This is a genomic window from Virgisporangium ochraceum, assembly GCF_016863655.1.
Taxonomy (GTDB): Bacteria; Actinomycetota; Actinomycetes; order Mycobacteriales; family Micromonosporaceae; genus Virgisporangium; species Virgisporangium ochraceum.
The window spans coordinates 74,860-93,363 of sequence record NZ_BOPH01000027.1 but is presented as its reverse complement, the minus strand read 5'-3'; the positions used below and the strand labels follow the sequence as shown (position 1 = coordinate 93,363).

The following is an 18,504-nucleotide window of genomic DNA, read 5'->3' as shown; positions in this document are numbered from 1 at the left end:
GTGGCACCCCCGGCCGTTGGACCACCCATGGGCATCACCCAACCCGACGTGCGCGGGACCGCGGCGCCCCGGCGGCGCGTCACCGGGGTCGACCCGCGGCAGGTCGTCGCCTGGCTCGCCGCGGCCTGGCTGATCCCGACGGCCACCCACCTCCTCGGGGTCGACTGGCTGCTGCCGCCGCTCGTGCTGGCCCTCACCGCCGGTCTGCTGCGCGGCGGTCGGACGCTGCTCGACCGGCTCGTGCTCGCCACCGCGCTGCTGCTCGGCTGCTGCGCGGTCGCCGGCATGCTGTTCACCGCGTGGCCGTTCGGGCTGGACCCGGTGCCCGTCGCCGGTGCGGCGCTCACGGTGCTCGGCGGCGTGAGCATCGCGTCGGGGCGGGCGCCGCGGCTGCCCCGTCCCACGGTCGCCGACGCGCTCACGGTCGCGACCGCCGCGGCGGCGCTCGCCTACGTGGCGCTGCCGTACCTGCGCGCCGACTCCACGGGCCGGCTGGCGATGCTGCTCGGCGCCGACGACAACGCGCGGCACGTCTCGATCCTCGACACGCTGCGCCGTACCGGCGGCTACGCCTGGGGGTACGCGCCCGACGAGGTGCCCGAGCTGTTCGACGCGCTGCGGTTCTACCCGTCGGGCTGGCACCTCACCGCGGGCCTGCTCGACGGGTTCGTCCGCTCGTCCACCGGCACCGGCGACATGGCCGGGGTCGTCGACCACCACGTGTGGTTCCTGCTCGGCACGTACGGCGTGTTCGCGGTGGCGCTGCTGTGGGCGGTTCAGTGGGTCGGCGGTCCGCTGCTCGGCGGTTGGCGCCGGCTGCCCGTGCTGGCGTTCCTCGGAGTCCAGCTCGTGTACGGGGACCTGCCGGTGCTGGCCATTCTCGGGTTCGTCAGCCAGCTGCTGGGGCTGACGCTGCTCGTCGTGCTCGTGGCCGTGCTCGCGCGGCGCACGGGGGGTGTGCGCGAGCACGTGGTGCTGGTGTGCGCGCTGGTCGCCGGCATCGGGTTCGCGTACGAGCTGCTGCTCCCGTCGGCGGGGCTGGCGGCCGTCGCGTGGGGGCTGCGCCGGTGGCGCACGCTGCGTCCCATCAGGGCCTTCGTGGTGACCGTGTGCGGCGTGGCCGGCGCGGCCGCGCTGGTGCCGCTGGCGCTGGGCGCGCTGTTCGGCGGGCACGGCACGCTGATCGGCGCGCCGGGCGGGGTGCTGGGGGTGAGCCGCGGGCTGCTGCTCGCGCTGGCGGCGCTCGTGGCGGCCGCGGTGGTCACCCGTGCCGGGCGGCGGCTGGCCGTCTGGCGGTCGTACGTCTGGACCCTCGCGGCGGTGCTCGCGCTGCCCGCTGCGCTGCTCGGGTACCGGGCGGTCACCGGGAACCAGGCCGGCTACTACCTGGAGAAGGGGCTGCACGCGGTGTTCGTCACGCTGCTCGTGGGCCTCGCGGCCGTGGCGGTGCTGCTGCCGCGCCCCCGGCGGGCGCCGCTCGCGGACCTCCTGCCGGCGGCGCTCGTCGCGGTCGCGGTCGCGGGCCTCGGCGGCGTGGTGACCGACGACGTGCCGTACCGGCCGGGCCGCACCGAGACGCTGAACCGGATGTGGCACTCCGGGGAGGCGGCGCGCGGCAACCGGCCGACGGCCGAGCGGCTGCGCGCGCTCGACGCCGCGTTCCCCGCCGAGCCCGGGGTCGCCACCGTCGTCCTGACCGGCGACCTCTACACGACGTACACGCTCACGCTGAACCTGTCGATGCTGCAGCGCACCTCGGGGCTCACCGACGGCGTGCTGTACCGGCCGCAAGGGTTCGACCTCGAACCCGCGTCGCTGGCCGAGAGCCTCGCGCAGGCCGACGGGGTCGTGCGGATCGTCGTCGCCGCGCCGGATGCCGAGGAGCTCGTCAAGCGGGTCCGGCAGGCCCGCCCGGGCCTGCGGTTCGAGGTGGTTCGGCCGTGAGCAGCGCGGCGAACAGGTCGACGCCGTACCACAGGTTGCCCAGCCGCAGGTTCTCGTTCGCCGCGTGCTGGTTGTTGTCGTGGTTGGCGATCGGCAGCACCACCGTGGGCGCGCGCAGGATCTCGGCCAGGTAGGACAGCGGCACCGAGCCGCCGAGCGTCGGCATCACCAGCGCCTGCCGGCCGCCGGCGCGTGTCGCCGCGTCGGCGAGGTGGGCGACGACGGGTTCGTCGAGCGAGGTGCGCATCGCCGGGTAGCCGATCTCGCCGTCGAGGCGGGCGAGCAGCGGGTGCGTGCGGCGCTCGTCGTCGGTGGGGTCGCGGTCGAGCACGAGGTAGCCCTGCCGTTCCAGGTGCGCGCGCACCAGCCCGATCATGTGCCCGGCGTCGTTCCCGGCGGCGAGCCGGATGTCGACCGACGCGGTCGCCGAGGCCGGCACCACGTTGCGGGCGGCGGCGCCGACGTCGGCCGCGGCCAGCCCCTTCACGTTGAACGACGGCCACATCAGCCGGTCGACCAGCCGGCTGCCGGGCACCTCCGCCGCGGCGAAACCCAGCTGCCCGAGCAGCGCCTCCTCGACCGGCGGCAGGTCGGCGAGCGCCGCGAGCTCGGCCGCCGACGGGGGACGGGTGGAGTCGTAGAAGCCGTCGATCGTCACCCGGCCGTCGGGTCCCTTGCAGGAGGCCAGGAGCTGGGCCAGGCGCAGGGCCGGGTTCGGCGCCCAGTTCCCGTAGTGTCCACTGTGGAGCTCGTGGCCGGGGCCGTAGACGGTGAGCTCGACGCCGCAGTAGCCGCGGACCCCGAGCACCACCTGCGGGGCACCGGTGTGGTGCACGGGGCCGTCACAGATCAGCCACGTGTCGGCGCGCAGCCGGTCGCGGTAGCGCTCGAGGTAGTCGCGCAGGTGCGGCGAGCCCGACTCCTCCTCGCCCTCGAAGCAGAACACCAGGTTCACGGCCTGCTCCGCGCCGCCGGCCCGCAGCGCGTCGACGGCCACGAGCAGCGCGGCCAGGGGCGCCTTGTCGTCGGCGGAGCCGCGGGCGAACAGGCGCCAGTCGTCGTCGACCGGGTCGCCGGCTCCCGGAAGCGGGATCGTGCGGTCGCCGGCCTTGAGGGTCGGCTCGAACGGCGGCGTGTGCCAGCCGGCCGGGCCCGCCGGCTGCCCGTCGTAGTGCACGTACACCCCGATGGTCGGCTTGCGGGGGTCGGTACCCAGCTGGCCGGTGACCAGCGGCGCGGCGCCCTCGAGCTCGAGGATCTCCATCGTCGCGCCGCGCGCGGTGAACAGCTCGGCGACGAGGTCGGCGTTGCGCCGCAGCGCCGGGACGTCGTGCGTCTGGTTGTCGAGGGCGAGCAGGCCGGCGAACTCGGTGAGCCCGCGCCAGCCCTCGGCCCGCCGGTAGCGCCGTACGTGATCGAGCACCGTCATGGGTCCACGGTAGGCGGTCGCAGGTGGGTAGCCACCGCGACGAGCGCGGTGAGGACGGCGAAGGCCGCGACCGTCGCCGGCCGGCCGACCCGGTCGAACAGGGCGCCGGCGGCGAGCGGTCCCAGCGGCGCCACGCAGCCGGCCACCAGCATCGCCGCGCTGACGACGCGGCCCTGCAGGTGCTCCGGCGTCGCGGCCATCTGCGCGGCGACGAGCATCGCGTTGGCCGGGGTCGCCACGGCGTAGACGACCGCGAGCAGCGCGCCCGCCGCGTAGACGTGCGGCAGCACCGCCATGAGCGCGAGGCAGCCGGCGCCCGTCCACCCGAACCCCGACACCAGCGCGGCGAACGGGATCCGCCGCTGCACGAACGGCGTCGCCCACGCGCCGAGCAGGCCGCCCACCCCGGCGAGCGCGAGAGCCGTTCCCACGTGCACGGCCGGCGTCCCGTCGGCGGCGGCACCCGCGACGATGAGCAGCCCGAGGCCGGCGAACACGAACTGGAACGCGGCGGCGACGGCGAGCGTGCTCCGCAGGAACCGGCTGCGCCACACGAACCGCAGTCCGCCGCGCAGGTCGGACCACACCGGGTGCCGTACACCCCGGCCGCCCGCGGGGAGACGGCGGACGAACACGACGGTCCACGCACTGACCGCGGAGGACACCGCGTGCGCGGCGAGCGGCACCACCGCGCCGAGCCCGTACAGCCAGCCACCCAGCGGCTGCCCGCCGAGGCCGGCGACGTGCCCGCGCGCCTCGTTCTGGGCCAGCGCGTGCGGCAGCTGCCCGGCCGGCACCACCTGCCGCACCGCGACCGTCTGCGCCGGGTCGGCGCACACGGCGCACGCCGCGCTGACCATCGCGGCGACCAGCAGGTGCGCGAACGTGAGGCGCCCGACGAGCACGGCGACGACGAGCGAGCCGGTGACGACGGCCCGCACCGTCTCCGACCCGATCAGCAGCGGGCGCAGCGGCCACCGGTCGGCGAGCACGCCACCGGGCAGGCGCAGCACCGTCCCGGTGGCGAGGCCCGCGAACGCCACCGCGCGGCGCCGGCGGCCGAGCCGGTGGCGAGCAGCGCCAGGAACGGATGGGCGACCGCGGCCACGTTGCCGCCGAGCGACGCCGCGGCCTGCCCGCCCCACAGGAGCAGGAAGTCGCGGTTGCGTCGCAGCGGGGTCACGGCTCCGACCGTAAGCGGAGAAACGGGACCATTGGTTCGCCGAACGCGTAGTACGCCGAGGGCTGACGTTGCGCGTGATGGTCATCCTGCTGTCATGGATCCACGCCTGTCCGTCCTGCTGCCGGTGCCGTCCGCGCTTGCCCACGCGGCGACGCTGCGCCGGCAGGCCGACTACCACGCGGAGGTCTCGGACGCGGCCTGGGCCGACCGGGTCGACATGCTGCGCGACATGTCGATCGTCGTGATCGGGTTCGCCGTCGGCCTGGTGGTGCTCGCGGTCCTCGCCCGGCTCCCCGGCGTGCGGCGGGCCGCGCGGTGGGTGCTCGTCGCCGGCCTGGTGGCGCAGGTCGGCTGGCTGGTGGTGAGCGGGTTCCTCGCCCCCGACTTCGCCGCGACCGGCACCCTGGTTGCGCTGATGGTCTTCGCGGTCGTGGCCGTGGTGAACCTGCGGCGGCCTCAGTCGCGCAGCGCGTAGCGGCTGTAGACCCGGCCGAGCGGACCGGGCGCCCACCAGTTCCAGTGGCCGAGCAGGCGCATCGTCGCCGGCACCAGGAGCAGCCGGACGAGCGTGGCGTCGACCACGATCGCCACGATCATGCCGATGCCGATCAGCTTGATGAACACGATGCCGCCGGTCGCGAACCCGGCCACCACGATCACGAGCAGCAGCGCCGCCGCGGTGATGATGCGCCCGGTGTGCTGCACGCCGGAGGCCACCGCGGCGGTGTTGTCGCCGGTGCGGTCCCACGCCTCGCGCACCCGCGAGAGCAGGAACACCTCGTAGTCGGTGGCCAGCCCGAACAGCGCCGCCAGCATGATGATCGGGTTGCTCGGCTCGATGAACCCGGTCGGGGTGAAGCCGAGGAACGACGACAGGTGCCCGTCCTGGAAGATCCACACGATCACACCGAACGACGCGCCGATCGACACCAGGTTCATCAGCACGGCCTTGACCGGCAGCAGGATCGACCCGAACGCGAAGAACAGCAGCACCAGCGTCGACAGCGCCATGATCAACGCCATCCACGGCAGCCGGCTGCCGAGGCTGTCGAGCATGTCGACGTCGGCGGCAGGTCGCCCGCCCACCAGGATCTCGCCGCCGGCCGGGTCGGGCAGCGCGCGGATCTCCCGCACCAGGCGCTGGGCGTCGGCGCTCGTCGGCTCGCCCGGGTAGGTGACGCTGAGCAGGCTGGACCGCTCGTTGCCGGCGGTCACCTGCACGCCGGTCACCCCGGGCAGGGCCTGCACCCGCTGGGCGACCTCCCGCGCGGCGGCCTGCCCGCCGCCCGACACCAGCACGTCGATCGGCCCGACCGAGCCGGCCGGGAACTCGGTGCGGATGCGCTCGGCCACCGCGCGGGGCTCGGTGCCCGACGGCAGCACCCGCTCGTCGAAGCCGCCCCACTGCACCCGCAGGAACGGCAGCGCGAGCAGCACCAGCACGGTCACCACGCCGAGCGCGTACAGCACCGGCCGGCGCATCACGCTGTGCGCGATCCGCGCCCACGCCCCGTCCCCCGAGGTCTCCTTCGGCCGCGACCGGCGCACCCGCAGCGCGTTGATCCGCGGACCGAGCACGGCCAGCAGCGCGGGCAGCACCGTGAGCGCGGCGAGCATCGCGACGAGCACCGCGAACGTGCCACCGAACCCGATCGACCGCATGAACACCTGCGGGAAGATCAGCAGGCTGGCCAGGGCCAGCGCCACGGTGATGCCCGAGACGAGCACGGTGCGCCCGGCGGTGGCCATGGTCCGCTCGATCGCGGACGGGACGTCGTGGCCGGCCGACAGCTCCTCGCGGAACCGGCTCACCACGAACAGCGCGTAGTCGATCGCCAGGCCGAGCCCGATCAGCGTGATCACGTTGACCGCGAACACCGACACGTCGGTCACCGTGTTCAGCACCCTGACCGCGATGAACGCGCCGAGGATGGCCAGCCCGCCGATGAGCAGCGGCGTCGCCGCGGCCACCAGCCCGCCGAAGATCACGATGAGCAGCACCAGCAGCACCGGCAACGACAGCGTCTCGGCGCGGGCGAGGTCCTTCGAGGTCTGCTCGTTGGCCACGTCGAGGAACGGCACGTTGCCGCCGACCTGCGTGCGGACGGGCGCGGCCGCCGCGAGCGCGGGCCGCACCCGGTCGAGCGCCGCGACCTTGGTGTCCTCGTCGTCGGCCGTGAGCCGCACGAGAATGTACGTGGCCTTCCGGTCGGTCGAGACCAGTGCCGGCGAGGGGGCGTCGTACCAGCTGGTCACCGCGGCGACGTCGGGGTGGGCGCGGATCCTGTCGGCGGCGGCGGTCACCGGGTCGCGCAGCGCCGGTTCGTCGACCGTCGCGGTCGGGCTGGTGTAGAGGACCAGGATGTCGACATCCTGGTTGCCGATCTCCGTCGCCACCCGGTCGCGGGCGATCGTCGACTCGCTGGCCGGGTCTTCGAAGCCGCCGCCGGTGAGCTGGCCGAACACGCCCAGCCCCCAGAGGGCGCCGATCACCGCCACCACGGCACCCGCGGCGAGCACGGCCCACCGCCACCGGACGACCGCCCGTCCCCACCACGCGAACATCCCCGGATGATCGCGCGGCGCCGAAGGCCGCGCGGCGGCAACGTCGAAATACGCGACGGCGCTCACATTAGGCTGGCTCCCCATGAACGAGGGTGAGCTCCTAAGGGAGGCGGTCAGGCTGGCCGCGGAGAACGCCGACGCGGGTCAGCTGCCGTTCGGTGCGCTGGTCGTGCAGCGGGGGGTGGTGATCGCCTCGGGCGTCAACACGGCCCTGCGTGACCACGACCCGAGCGCGCACGCCGAGGTCGCGGCGATCCGGGCGGCGTGCCGGGCGCTGGGCACGCTGCACCTGGGCGGGGCCACGGTGGTGTCGAGCTGCGAGCCGTGCGCGGTGTGCCACAGCGTGGCGGCGATCTCCGGGGTCGACCGGATCGTGTACGCCGCGCCCAAGGAGCTGGTGCCCGACCTCGGCTACCCGGCGCCACCCGATCCGACCGACCTCGCCGGGCGCATGCAGGCGAGCATGCGCGCGTTGGCACCGGAGCAGATCGTGCACGTCGAGACCGAGGGCGCCGGCGAGCCGTTCGCGAGGTACAGGCCGTGACCGTGCTCGGGGTGAACGTCCGCAACTTCGGGCCGCTGGCCACGCCGGAGAACCTGCTCGGCTGGGCCCGCTTCGCCGAGGACAACGGGTTCGGGATCGCGATGATCTCCGACCACATCGCGCCCACGCCCGACGTGAACGAGATCTACCCGACCCCGTTCTACGACCCGTTCGCCACGATCGCCTGGCTGGCCGGCGCCACCACCACGCTGCTGCTGGGCACCAGCGTCACGGTCCTGCCGTACCGGCATCCGCTGCTCACGGCCCGGATGGCCGCGAACATCGACCGGTTCTCGGGCGGCCGGTTCGTGCTGGGAGTCGGTGTCGGCTGGTCGGAGCCGGAGTACGCCGCTCTGGGGGTCCCGTTCGCGAAGCGTGGAAGGGTGACCGACGAGTACCTCGCCGCCGTGACGGCGGCCTTCACCGACGACGTGGTCTCCCACGACGGCGAGTTCGCCACCTACCGCGACGTTCACACGGGCCCGCGCCCGCAGCGGCTGCCGGTGTGGGTGGGCGGGTCGGCACCGGCGGCGATCCGGCGGGCGGTGCGCTTCGGCGCCGCGTGGCACCCGATCAACGCCGCGCCGGCCTGGCTGCGCGACGTGGGCGTCCCGGCGCTGCGGAAGGCCGCCGACGAGCAGGGCCGCCCGGTGCCCGCGCTGGCGCCGCGCCTGCGGGCCCGGCTCGGCACCCGCACGCAGCCCGGCGAGGGCACCGTCGCGCAGGTCGCGGCCGACATCCGCGAGCTCGTCGACCTCGGCTGCGACTACGTCATCCTCGACCCGAACCCCGACCACCCGCGCGACGAGAAGCCGCTCGCCGACGACTGGAAGGCCCTCGCGGAGATCGCCGACCACGTCCGGTAGCCGGGGCACGTGTCATGGTTGGTCGGATGAGGGGTTGTCCATGACGGTGGTCCGGCGCGAGGCGCGCCGGCGGTGGGCGGTGGTGGCGGCGTGCGTCGCGCTGCTGTGCGCGCTGCCGGTCGCGGTCGCCGCGTGGCCGTCGAAGAACGTGCGACTGGACCCGTCTGAGCTGCGCGATCTCGTGCAGCGCTCGGCGAACCGGCCGTACGAGGGCTACGCGGAGAGCGTCGGCACCCTCGGGCTGCCTGAGCTGCCGCGGTTCGGGCAGGTCGCGGCGCTGGTCAGCGGCAACACGCGGCTGAGGGCCTGGTACGCCGCGCGCGACCGGTGGCGGGTCGACGTGGTCGAGACCGGGCAGGAGCGGGGCGTCTACCGCACTCCCGATGAGCTGGTGAGCTGGGACTACGGTGCCAACCAGCTGTCGGTCGTGGAGCTGGGCCGGGTCGGCGTGATCATGTACGACGGCACCGGGCCGGAGAACAGGTTCACCTACGTGGTCGGCGAGTCGACGGCCCGGCTGCCGCGCGGCGCCGACCTGATGCCGCCCGACCTGGCCCGCCGCCTGCTCGACCTGGCCGAGGGCGACCCGGTCACCGCGCTGCCCGGCCGGCGCGTCGCCGGCGTCGACGCCGCCGGCCTGCGCGTCACCACGAGCGCGCCGCAGAGCACGATCGGGCACATCGACATCTGGGCCGACCCCGGCACCGGGCTGCCGCTGCAGATCGAGGTCACCGCCCGCAACGCCGAACGGCCGATCCTGGTGACCCGCTTCCTCGACCTGCGGATGGCGACGCCGTCGGCGGCGGTGCTCACCCCACCGCAGCAGCGCGACGGGCTGTCGGTGGCGAACGTCGACGCCGGCGACACGCTGGACATCTTCGGCCGCGACCGCGACCGGAACACCCTGCCCGACGTGATCGGCGGCCTGACCCGGTGGGAGGAGCCCGACGCGTCGGACCAGCGGGTGGTCGTCCGGTTCACGCCCGGGGTGGCCTACGGCGAGGGGCTGACCCGCATCGCCGTCGTCGCGTTGAACCGGCGGCTCGGCAACGACGTGCTGCGGGCCGCCCGCGGCTGGGGGACGCGGATCGACCTGCCCGACGTGGCGGCGGTGCTGATCGCCGCGCCGCTGCTGTCGGTGATGATCGTGCACATCCATTCGGAGAACCGGACGTTTCTGCTGGCGGGGATGGTCGACGGGGTGCACATGCAACGGTTCGGCGAGGCGCTGGCGGCCACCCAATGATCGTCACGGAGGACCTGGTCAAGCGCTACGGCAAGGTCACGGCCGTCGACGGTGTCAGCCTGGACGTGCGGGAAGGTGACCGGTACGGGCTGCTCGGGCCGAACGGGTCGGGCAAGACCACCCTGGTCCGGATGCTGCTCGCCCTCGCGTACGCCACGAGCGGGTCGATCACCGTGCTGGGGAAGCCCGTGCCGCGGCGCGCCCACGAGGTGCTCGCCGAGATCGGCGCGATGGTGGAGGCGCCGGCGGCGTACCCGCACCTGTCCGGCCGGTCCAACCTGATGCTCTTCGACGCCGCCGGTCCCGGCGGCTCCCGGCGCACCCGGAGGGCCCGGGTGGGGGAGGCGCTGGAGCGGGTGGGGCTGGGCGGCATCGACCGGCGGCCGGTCAAGGCGTACTCGCTGGGGATGCGGCAGCGCCTGGGGCTGGCGGCCGCGCTGTTGCGGTCACCCCGCCTGTTGATCCTGGACGAGCCCACGAACGGCCTCGACCCGCGCGGCATCCGGGAGATCCGTGACCTGATGACCGAGCTCAACGAGGCCGGCACGACGGTGTTCCTGTCGAGCCACCTGCTCGCGGAGGTGGAGCAGTTCTGTACGCGGGTGGGCGTGATGGACCGCGGGCGGCTCGTCCTGCAGGACCAGCTGTCCTCGCTGCGCGCTCCGACGGGCCTCGTGTCGGTGACCACTCCCGCGTCCGAGCAGGTGACGTCTCTGCTCGACGGGCGGGTGGTGTCGGTGTCCGACGGGGTCGTGCTGGTGCGGCACGACGATCCGGCGGAGCTGAACGCGTTGCTGGTGTCGAAGGACATCCCGGTGACCTCGTTCGGCCCGTCGCTGCGGACGCTGGAGGACGTGGTGCTGGAGGCGACGTCCTCGTCGTCGGATCGGGTTGATTCTTCATGATATATGTCGAATTGTCGAAGCTTTTCCGGCGTCCCCGGATGTATGTGATCGTCGCGCTGCTGTGCCTGCTGCCGTTGATCGTGGCGATCTTCCTGGCGACGACGCGGATCCCGCCGCCGCCCGGCCAGGGTGGCGCGTTCCTCGCCGCGGTGCTCGGCAACGGCGCGCTGTACCCGGCCGCGGCGATGGCGCTGGTGCTGCCGGTGTTCCTGCCGGTCGCGGTGGCGGTGCTGGCCGGCGACGCCGTCGCCGGCGAGGCGACCGGTGGGACGCTGCGTTACCTGCTGATCCGGCCGGTGGGCCGCACCCGGCTGCTGGTGGCGAAGCTGGTCGCGATGGTGGCGTTCGTGCTGTTCGCGATCGCGATGGTGGTGCTCACCTCGTACATCACGGGCGTGCTGCTGCTCGGCACCGGTCCGGCGACCACGGGTGGCGTGGTGGTGCTGCCGCCCGACGTGACCTCGCTGTCCGGCGGCGTGATCAGCCCGACGGAGCTGGTGGCGCGGATGCTGGGCACGATCGGCTACATCACGCTGTCGATGCTGGGGGTGGCGTCGATCGCGCTGTTCCTGTCGACGCTGACCGACTCGGCCCTCGGCGCTGCGATGGGTGCCCTGTCGGTGCTGGTGACCAGCCAGGTGCTGGTGACCCTCGACGCGGCCGAGTCGGTGAAGCCGTACCTGCCCACCCGCTACTGGCTGGCCTGGATCGACTTCTTCCGCGACCCGATCCTGTGGCGGGACATCGAGCGCGGGGCGCTGCTGCAGCTCGTGTACGTGGCCGTGCTGCTCGGATGCGCGTGGGCCAACTTCAAGACCCGCGACATCACGTCCTGATGCCCGTGCGCCCCGGCGGCCTCAGGCGGTTTCACAGCTCGTCGGTGCCGTGACCGGCTCGGTGCCGATCGCCTTCAGCACCAGCGCGGTGACCTGCGGATCCACCGGGAGCTGCGAGTGCGAGATGGTGACACCGGGGCAGATGCTCTGCATCGACACGTTGGTGGCGCCGTCGAAGCGGGCCGAGTCGGGCGGCTGCACCGTCTCGTCGTTCTCGGTCCAGATGCTGAGCCACGGCACCGGTGCCTCGTCGACGTCGTCGAGCACGTCGCTGCCCGGTGCGAGCTGCCGGCACGCGGCCGGGCAGGCGGCGCCGCCGAAGGCCGCCCCGGCGGCGGCGAGCTTCGCCCCGTGCAGGGGCGACCCCAGGGTGACGACCCGCCGCGTGCTCGCCACCCCCTCGTACTCCTCGAGGAACAACCAGGTGACCACCCCGCCCGCCGAGTACCCGACGATGTCCACCGACGGAGCCCCGTCGTCCTTCGCCCGGTCGACGGCATCCCTGAGGTTCCGGGCCTGTTCCCGCAGGTCGCCCGTCCCGTCCCCGGGCGGCGCGACGACCGTGGCGGTGCGGCCGGTGGCCCTGATCCGCTCGGCGAGCTGCGCCAGGCTGCGTGTGTTGCCCCCGTACCCGGGCACGAGCAGCACGGCGCCGGGCGTCGCCTGGTCGGCGGGCTCCGCACCGTCCCGTTCGAGGAGGAGCGCCACTCCACCCGCGATGGCGAGCACCAGCACCAGAGCGGCGACCACTCCGACCAGCAACCGACGACGAGGAGACACGTTTCACCGTATCTCCCCGCCCGGTTCCGGGAGCGAAACCGCGGTGTTCGCAGCAGTTTGTCTCCCCGGAGCGAGGGTGCATCGAGGCCCGCAGCGCCTCGGGGTTCCGGGCCAGCCGGTCGCGGCCAGCAGGGCGGCGACCTCGGTGGCCACCGTGCAGGGCCGGGTGGTGACGTCGGAGTACCCGTAGCGGAGCACCCGTGCGCCGGTGAGCGCGGCGGCATTGTCTCTGCGGCGGTCCCGGAACGCCCGGTCGTCCGGGTGGGCCAGTCGCCCGTCGACCTCCACGCAGACCCCGTATGCCGGGTAGGTGACATCGTCGTACCAGCGGCCGCGCGCCCGCTGGCGCTGTCCGGTGGGCAGCCGGTGCGCCCGTTCCACCCGACGGAGGTAGTGCAGTTCGAGCAGCGAGTGACATCCGGCGGCCACATCATCGAGCGCGGCGAGGAGATGACGTTTCCAGCGCATCCGGGAGCGGCCGCCGACCGCCGTCCGGATCCGTTCGGGGGTCGTCAGCCGGGTGCCCACCGCATGTGCCAGCCAGCCGATCGCGACGTCGAGGTGACGGCTCGCCGCGGCGAGGTCGAGCACGGTGTGTTCTACGCGGGTCCGCGGCGGTGCCAACGCCGGGTGCCGGACACCGGCCATGTCGACCCGCCGGTGGATCACCACCCCGCGGTGGGCCGACACCCGCCGGCCGTGCGGCACGGTCACGTGGACGCGGTCGTCGGCCCGGGCGGTAAGCCCGAACAGTTCAGCGGCGGTCTCGTGGCTCAGCACCGCGTCGGCCCCACACGCCAGTACCGCGGCCCACAGCCGGGCGGCTCTCGGCAGTGGGCCGCTGAAGGTGGCCAGCACCCCGTAGTGCACCCGCTGCCAGCGGCCGCCTGCCGTTCGGGCGCGGACGGCCGCCGGTGTCAGCCCGCCGGCCGTGGCCTGCCGGACGGTGAGGATGCCGGCCTGGGCCGTCGCGAGGTTCTTCCACACCCGGAGAGGATCCGTCCCCGAGACGCTGCCGTCTGTCCCCTGTGGACGACGGGCACCTTTTCCACAGGCGGAGAAAACGGGGTTGACGGGCCCGGGTATCTTTCGGAAGATCGCACCGACACCGAGCGAGGGGAGCCTGCCATGCGCACCGCTTCCCGTACGCGTGCCCGGGTGACGTCCCGGGTGATTCTGGTGTTTCCGGCAGGTCCGTTGCTGGCTGGCGTGGCCGGCACCGGCTGCCCGTGACGGTGGGCTGAGCGTCCGCCGTCCGGGGAATCGCGCTGTCCGCAGCCCACAAGCGATTCCGAAAGGCGCAGCATCGTGCGCACCAACCTGGCCCGCGTCCGCAACATCGGCATCCTGGCCCACGTCGACGCCGGCAAGACGACCACCACCGAACGGATCCTGTTCGCCACCGGCGCCACCTACAAGAAGGGCGAGGTGCACGACGGCAACACCGTGACCGACTTCGACCCGCAGGAGCGCAAGCGTGGGATCACCATCTTCTCGGCGGCGATCACCTGCCACTGGGACGGCCACCGCATCAACCTGATCGACACGCCCGGCCACGTCGACTTCTCCGACGAGGTCGAGCGGTCCCTGCGCGTCCTCGACGGCGCGGTCACCGTGTTCGACGGTGTCGCGGGCGTGGAGCCGCAGAGCGAGTCGGTGTGGCGGCAGGCCGACCGGTACGGCGTCCCGCGGATCGCGTTCGTCAACAAGCTCGACCGGGCCGGCGCCGACCTCGACGCGGCCGTCGCCTCCATCCGGGACAAGCTCGGCGTGCGCCCGCTCGTCGTGCAGCAGCCGATCGGGTCGGAGGAGTCGTTCACCGGGGTCGTCGACCTGGTCGCGATGCGCGCCTACGAGTGGGTCGACGACGTGATGCGCGAGGTCGACGTGCCGTCGTCGGCGCACGGGCGCAGGCACCAACTCGACGAGGCCGTCGCCGAGCTCGACGCCGACGCGCTGGAGGAGTTCGTCTCCACCGGCACGGTCGGCACGCCGACGCTCCGGAAGGCGCTGCGCGCCGTCACTGTCGACGGCACCGGCGTCATCGTCCTCTGTGGAGCGGCGTTCAAGGGACGCGGCATCGAACCGTTGCTCGACGCGGTGGTGGCGTACCTTCCGTCGCCGCTCGACCGTCCACCCGTCGCCGGCCGCACGGCCGACCCGGCGGAACCGTTCGCCGCCCTGGTGTTCAAGGTGAACGCGACCGCCACCGGCCGCCTCACCGTCCTGCGCGTGTACTCGGGAACCATCACGAAGGGGAGCCAGGTCATGGACGCCACGGCCGGCCGCACCGAGCGGGTGGCCCGGATCCTCCGGGTGCAGGCCGACCGGCACATCGAGGTCGAGCGCGCGGTCGCCGGCGACATCGTCGCCGTGGTGGGACCCAAGGCGGCGAAGCCGGGCGCGACGCTGTGCGCGCCCGACGCGCCGGTGGTGCTGGAACCGCCGCGTACCGCCGACCCCGTCGTGTCGATCGCGGTCGAGGCGAACAACAGTGACCGGCTCGCCACCGCATTGTCGCGGCTCGTCGAGGAGGACCCGTCGCTCGCCGTGCGCACCGACTCCGAGACCGGGCAGACGCTGCTGTCCGGCCTGGGGGAGCTGCACCTGGAGGTCGCGGTGGAGAAGCTGCGCCAGACCGACGGGCTGACCGTCCACACAGGACGGCCGCAGGTCTCCTACCGGGAGACGGTGGTGCGCGGGGTCACCGGGTTCACCTACCGGCACGCCAAGCAGGACGGCGGGTCCGGGCAGTGGGCGCACGTGGTCATCGACGTGCAGCCCGACGACGGCGACTTCGCGTTCGCGTCCACTGTGGTCGGTGGCCGGGTGCCGAAGGAGTACGTGCGGGCGGTCGAGGCCGGTTGCCGCGACGCGCTCGCCGACGGTCCGCTCGCCGGCAACCCGGTGGTGGGTGTGCGCGTCACGCTCACCGACGGCGCGACGCACGTGAAGGACTCGTCGGAGCTGGCCTTCCGCACCGCGGGCCGGCTGGCGCTGCGCGAGGCGCTCAGGGCCTGCGCCGTGGTCGTTCTGGAACCGGTGGTCGAGGTCACGGCCACGGTACCGGCGGACGCGGTGGGCGGCGTTCTCGGTGACCTGGCCGCCCGTCGCGGCCGGGTGACCGACTCGGTGACCCGGGGCGGCACGATGGTCGTCACCGCGACCGTGCCGCTGGCCGAGCTGTTCGGCTACGCCACGCGGCTGCGCAGCCGCACGAACGGGCGGGGCACGTTCACCACCCGGCCGGTCGGCTACCAGCCGGCTCCGGAGCGGAAGGCGGCGTGAGTGGACCGCCAGGGGTGTGACCCGCAACGGGTGACACCCCTGGCGGCACCGACGTGAGGCCCGCTACCGTATGCGGACCATCGAGAAGCACCGCCATCACCCCGGGCGGGGGAAGCCGGTCCGAGTCCGGCTGGCAGCAGCTGATTTGTCGCCGAAAGAGGCGACGGTGACCCGCAACCGTAGGCCGTCCCTGGAAACGGGGCGCGGCGAGCCGGAATGCCCGGCCGGGGCGCGAAAGCGGCTTCCACCTGCCGTGGTCTGCGGGGTGAAGCCTTCCGGCGCGCCCCGCGCCGGTGGGCGGCACCGTGCGGGCCCGCCACCGAAAGGGGCTGGTCGCCATGTCGGCCGGGATGCTTCTGACACTCGTCATCGGTGTCGGGTTCGGCATGATGCTGCAGCGGTTCCTGCGGTCGCGCCGCGATCTGAAGGGCGCGCGGGCGTTCGTGAAGACCGCGTCGAAGGCGCACTGGCGCGGCTCGTTCCCCCGGCTGCTGATCTGGGGGTTCGTCGCGGCCTGCGCGGTGGTCGGCGCGGTGCGCGCGATGGGCGGCTAGGTCTTCTGGTGCTGCTCGGGCAGCTGGCTCTGCGGGTGCGCCCACACCGTCACGTTCGGCAGGTTCTCCTTGTCGAAGAACGCCACCACGTCGGCGTCGGAGTGGCGGAGGCTGAAGTGGGTCAGCACGAAGTGGTTCTGCGGGTGCGCCTCGACGATCGGGCGTAGCCGGCTCCACACGGTGTGGCCCACCCGGTCGGCGCGCTCGAGCTGCTCGTCGTCGAGGTAGGTGCACTCGGTGATGATCACCGGGTAGTCGAAGAGCCACGGGTTGTCGTCGAACACGCTCGGGTGGGTGTCGCCGAGGAACGCGAACAACGGCGTGCGCACCTCGTGGTCGACCGGTTCGCCGGCCTTGCGCCGGCCGGCCAGGATCTTGCCGAACTCGGCCGGCGCCAGCGTGGGACGCAACTCCTCGAACTCCGGCAGCAGCACCCGGCGGTGGGTGGAGAAGCAGTACCCGACGCACGGGACCTTGTGGTGACAGGCGACCACGCGCACGGTGTGCGATCCGCGCCGGCCGACCGCGAACTCGTCGCCGTCGACCATGCCGTGCAGCCGCATGCCGGTGGCCAGCGTGCTGTCGAACGGAGCCGCGTTGTTGAACGCGAACGAGGCCTCGATGAACGCGCGTGCCGCGGGCACCGACGACGCGGGCATGTGGATGTCGACCCCGCCGGCGCGGGCGGCCAGGTACGCGAGGTCGAAGGAGTGGTCGGCGTGGCAGTGGGTGAGCAGCACCGTCTCCGGCTGCCAGCCCTCGGCCAGCCCGGCGTCGATGGAGCAGCGCAGCTCGGGCAGGTGGAAGAACGTCTTGTCGTTCGACCGCGAGTAGCCGGTGAGTGTCAGCCCGGTGCCCGGAATCGGCCAGGTCTTCCACTGCCGGAACGGGTGGCCGCGCTCGAGCCGCTCGGGATACCGGTTCACGCGCAGGAGAGTACCCTCCTGGGGCGGAAACAGTAGATCTGTCGCCGAGGGAGGCGACCATGTACAGGCTCGCCGTGGACCTGGGTACCTGCAACACCGTCGCGGTGGTGTCCAGGCCGGGCGTCGCACCCCGTGCGCTGCTGTTCGACGGGTCGCCGATCCTGCCGTCGGCGGTGTTCGTCGACGGTCGCGGTGCGATCCACGCCGGTCGCGACGCCGAGCGTCTGATGGCCGACAACCCGGCGAGCTTCGAGCCGTTCCCGAAGCGCCGCGTCGACGACGGCGCGGTGTGGCTCGGCGACCGCGCGGTACCGGTGTCGGACCTCCTGGCGGGCGTGCTGCGGCGGGTGGCGGCCGAGGCGGCCCTCGCGGGAGGCGCGCCGGGGCAGGTCGTCCTCACGGCGCCGGTCCGGTGGGGTGCGGCGCGGCGCGACGTCCTGCGGCGGGCCGCCGCCACCGCCGGCCTCGGCGCGGTGACCGTCGTCGACGAACCGGTCGCCGCCGGCTGGTACTGCGCCGCGGTGCTCGGGCAGCGGCTCGATCCCGGGCGGCTGCTCGTGGTGTTCGACTTCGGCGGCGGCACGCTCGACGTCACCGTGGTGCGGGCCGACCCGTCGGGGCCTCCCGCCACCTCCCTCGGTGACAAACCAGCCTTTTCAGTGCTCGGCGCGGGCGGCCTCGACGACCTTGGCGGCGCCGACATCGACGCGGCCCTCGCCGACCACGTGTCGCCCGCTGGCGCCGGAGACCGCCGGCCACTGTGGACGGAGGTGCGCGCGGCCAAGGAGATGCTGTCGCGCACCACGGTCGCGCCGGTGCGGCTGCCCGACGGCCGCTCGGTCCACCTGACCCGCGACGAGCTGCACCACGTGGCCGCGCCGCTCGTCGAGCGGGCCGTCGACGAGACCGCCCGGGTGCTGGCCGGGTGCCGGGTGCGCCCCGACCAGGTCCTGCTCGTCGGCGGGACGAGCCGGCTTCCGCTGGTGGCGAGCCGGCTGCACGCCCGGTTCGGGGTGGTGCCGGTCGTGCCGGAGCAGCCCGAACTGCCCGTCGCGTACGGCGCGGTCATCGGGCCGGCGCCACAGCGGGCGGCGCCGAGCCGACCCGAACGGCGGCCGGACGTACCGCCCGTGGATCGACCGGCGTCCGTGGTGATCGGCCCGGGCGTACGGATCGAGGGCGCGGTGCACATCCGCGGCGCCGGCGCCCCGTCGATGCCGGAGGACGACGACGACGATGGCGACGACGCCGGAGCGCCGGCCGCACCCGTCCGTACGCGGTCGTTCCGCTGGGTCGGGCGCACCGTGCGCCAGCTGGTGCTGATCGCGCTGCCGGTCACCATCGTCATGGCCGTCAACGAACCGGCCCGGACCTTCGTCCTCGACCTGTTCCGGTAATCGATCGGATCCTTGCAGTTCGTTTGAAGTCCCGCCAAAGT

General features: G+C 73.6%; 17 protein-coding genes. 10 read left to right on the top strand and 7 right to left on the bottom strand.

What is annotated here, in order from left to right:
• Positions 1-27 precede the first annotated feature (27 nt).
• Positions 28-1,944: a hypothetical protein gene (locus Voc01_RS12520; RefSeq protein WP_203927536.1), complete on the top strand. Its 1,917-nt coding sequence runs from the start codon at positions 28-30 to the stop codon at positions 1,942-1,944.
• Here the strand turns inward: Voc01_RS12520 and Voc01_RS12515 are convergent.
• From Voc01_RS12515 to Voc01_RS12505, 3 genes are read right to left on the bottom strand one after another with little or no spacing between them, the layout of a single operon-like run.
• A complete protein-coding gene (locus Voc01_RS12515) occupies positions 1,889-3,373 on the bottom strand; it encodes a M20/M25/M40 family metallo-hydrolase (RefSeq protein WP_203927535.1) in 1,485 nt (494 codons plus the stop codon). The two genes, Voc01_RS12520 and Voc01_RS12515, sit on opposite strands and share 56 nt — an antisense overlap.
• Positions 3,370-4,416, bottom strand: coding sequence for an MFS transporter (locus Voc01_RS12510; RefSeq protein ID WP_203927534.1), 1,047 nt, complete (start codon positions 4,414-4,416; stop codon positions 3,370-3,372). The genes Voc01_RS12515 and Voc01_RS12510 overlap by 4 nt, the downstream gene beginning before the upstream one ends.
• The gene (locus Voc01_RS12505; protein WP_203927533.1) at positions 4,329-4,556 is read right to left on the bottom strand and encodes a hypothetical protein; all 228 of its coding nucleotides are present in this window, start codon (positions 4,554-4,556) and stop codon (positions 4,329-4,331) included. The genes Voc01_RS12510 and Voc01_RS12505 overlap by 88 nt, the downstream gene beginning before the upstream one ends.
• Positions 4,557-4,650: 94 nt before the next feature.
• On the opposite strand from Voc01_RS12505, the gene Voc01_RS12500 reads away from it, so the two are divergent.
• Positions 4,651-5,031, top strand: a complete 381-nt coding sequence (locus tag Voc01_RS12500; RefSeq protein WP_203927532.1) for a hypothetical protein — start codon at positions 4,651-4,653, stop codon at positions 5,029-5,031.
• Here the strand turns inward: Voc01_RS12500 and Voc01_RS12495 are convergent.
• On the bottom strand, positions 5,013-7,121 hold the full coding sequence (locus tag Voc01_RS12495) for an MMPL family transporter (RefSeq protein WP_203927531.1): 2,109 nt from the start codon (positions 7,119-7,121) through the stop codon (positions 5,013-5,015). The two genes, Voc01_RS12500 and Voc01_RS12495, sit on opposite strands and share 19 nt — an antisense overlap.
• An 82-nt stretch (positions 7,122-7,203) precedes the next feature.
• Between Voc01_RS12495 and Voc01_RS12490 the strand changes: the two genes are divergently transcribed.
• The 5 genes from Voc01_RS12490 to Voc01_RS12470 are packed head-to-tail and all read left to right on the top strand — an operon-like array spanning position 7,204 to position 11,518.
• A complete protein-coding gene (locus Voc01_RS12490) occupies positions 7,204-7,665 on the top strand; it encodes a nucleoside deaminase (RefSeq protein ID WP_203927530.1) in 462 nt (153 codons plus the stop codon).
• Positions 7,662-8,531 (top strand): TIGR03619 family F420-dependent LLM class oxidoreductase, encoded by an 870-nt coding sequence (locus Voc01_RS12485; RefSeq protein ID WP_203927529.1) that lies wholly within the window; start codon positions 7,662-7,664, stop codon positions 8,529-8,531. Before Voc01_RS12490 ends, Voc01_RS12485 begins: the two co-directional genes overlap by 4 nt.
• A gap of 40 nt (positions 8,532-8,571) precedes the next feature.
• Positions 8,572-9,777: a hypothetical protein gene (locus Voc01_RS12480; protein WP_203927528.1), complete on the top strand. Its 1,206-nt coding sequence runs from the start codon at positions 8,572-8,574 to the stop codon at positions 9,775-9,777.
• The gene (locus Voc01_RS12475) at positions 9,774-10,682 is read left to right on the top strand and encodes an ABC transporter ATP-binding protein (protein ID WP_203927527.1); all 909 of its coding nucleotides are present in this window, start codon (positions 9,774-9,776) and stop codon (positions 10,680-10,682) included. The genes Voc01_RS12480 and Voc01_RS12475 overlap by 4 nt, the downstream gene beginning before the upstream one ends.
• Complete coding sequence (locus Voc01_RS12470; RefSeq protein WP_203927526.1) at positions 10,679-11,518, top strand: ABC transporter permease; 840 nt, start codon at positions 10,679-10,681, stop codon at positions 11,516-11,518. The genes Voc01_RS12475 and Voc01_RS12470 overlap by 4 nt, the downstream gene beginning before the upstream one ends.
• Positions 11,519-11,539: 21 nt before the next feature.
• Here the strand turns inward: Voc01_RS12470 and Voc01_RS12465 are convergent, their stop codons facing one another.
• Together Voc01_RS12465 and Voc01_RS12460 are read right to left on the bottom strand one after the other, a co-directional pair.
• Positions 11,540-12,298 carry an esterase/lipase family protein gene (locus Voc01_RS12465; RefSeq protein WP_239160136.1) on the bottom strand — a complete coding sequence of 253 codons (759 nt, stop codon included), beginning with the start codon at positions 12,296-12,298 and terminating at the stop codon, positions 11,540-11,542.
• A gap of 3 nt (positions 12,299-12,301) precedes the next feature.
• On the bottom strand, positions 12,302-13,285 hold the full coding sequence (locus Voc01_RS12460; protein WP_203927525.1) for a hypothetical protein: 984 nt from the start codon (positions 13,283-13,285) through the stop codon (positions 12,302-12,304).
• A 321-nt stretch (positions 13,286-13,606) separates the two neighbouring features.
• Here Voc01_RS12460 and fusA point away from each other — a divergent pair, with 321 nt between their 5' ends.
• Positions 13,607-15,586 carry an elongation factor G gene (gene fusA, locus Voc01_RS12455; protein ID WP_239160135.1) on the top strand — a complete coding sequence of 660 codons (1,980 nt, stop codon included), beginning with the start codon at positions 13,607-13,609 and terminating at the stop codon, positions 15,584-15,586.
• A 350-nt stretch (positions 15,587-15,936) separates the two neighbouring features.
• Positions 15,937-16,140, top strand: a complete 204-nt coding sequence (locus Voc01_RS12450; RefSeq protein WP_203927524.1) for a hypothetical protein — start codon at positions 15,937-15,939, stop codon at positions 16,138-16,140.
• On the opposite strand, the gene Voc01_RS12445 is transcribed toward Voc01_RS12450, so the two are convergent.
• The gene (locus tag Voc01_RS12445; RefSeq protein ID WP_203927523.1) at positions 16,137-17,066 is read right to left on the bottom strand and encodes an MBL fold metallo-hydrolase; all 930 of its coding nucleotides are present in this window, start codon (positions 17,064-17,066) and stop codon (positions 16,137-16,139) included. The two genes, Voc01_RS12450 and Voc01_RS12445, sit on opposite strands and share 4 nt — an antisense overlap.
• 59 nt (positions 17,067-17,125) lie before the next feature.
• On the opposite strand from Voc01_RS12445, the gene Voc01_RS12440 reads away from it, so the two are divergent.
• Positions 17,126-18,463, top strand: coding sequence for an Hsp70 family protein (locus tag Voc01_RS12440; protein WP_203927522.1), 1,338 nt, complete (start codon positions 17,126-17,128; stop codon positions 18,461-18,463).
• The last annotated feature ends 41 nt before the right edge of the window (positions 18,464-18,504 follow it).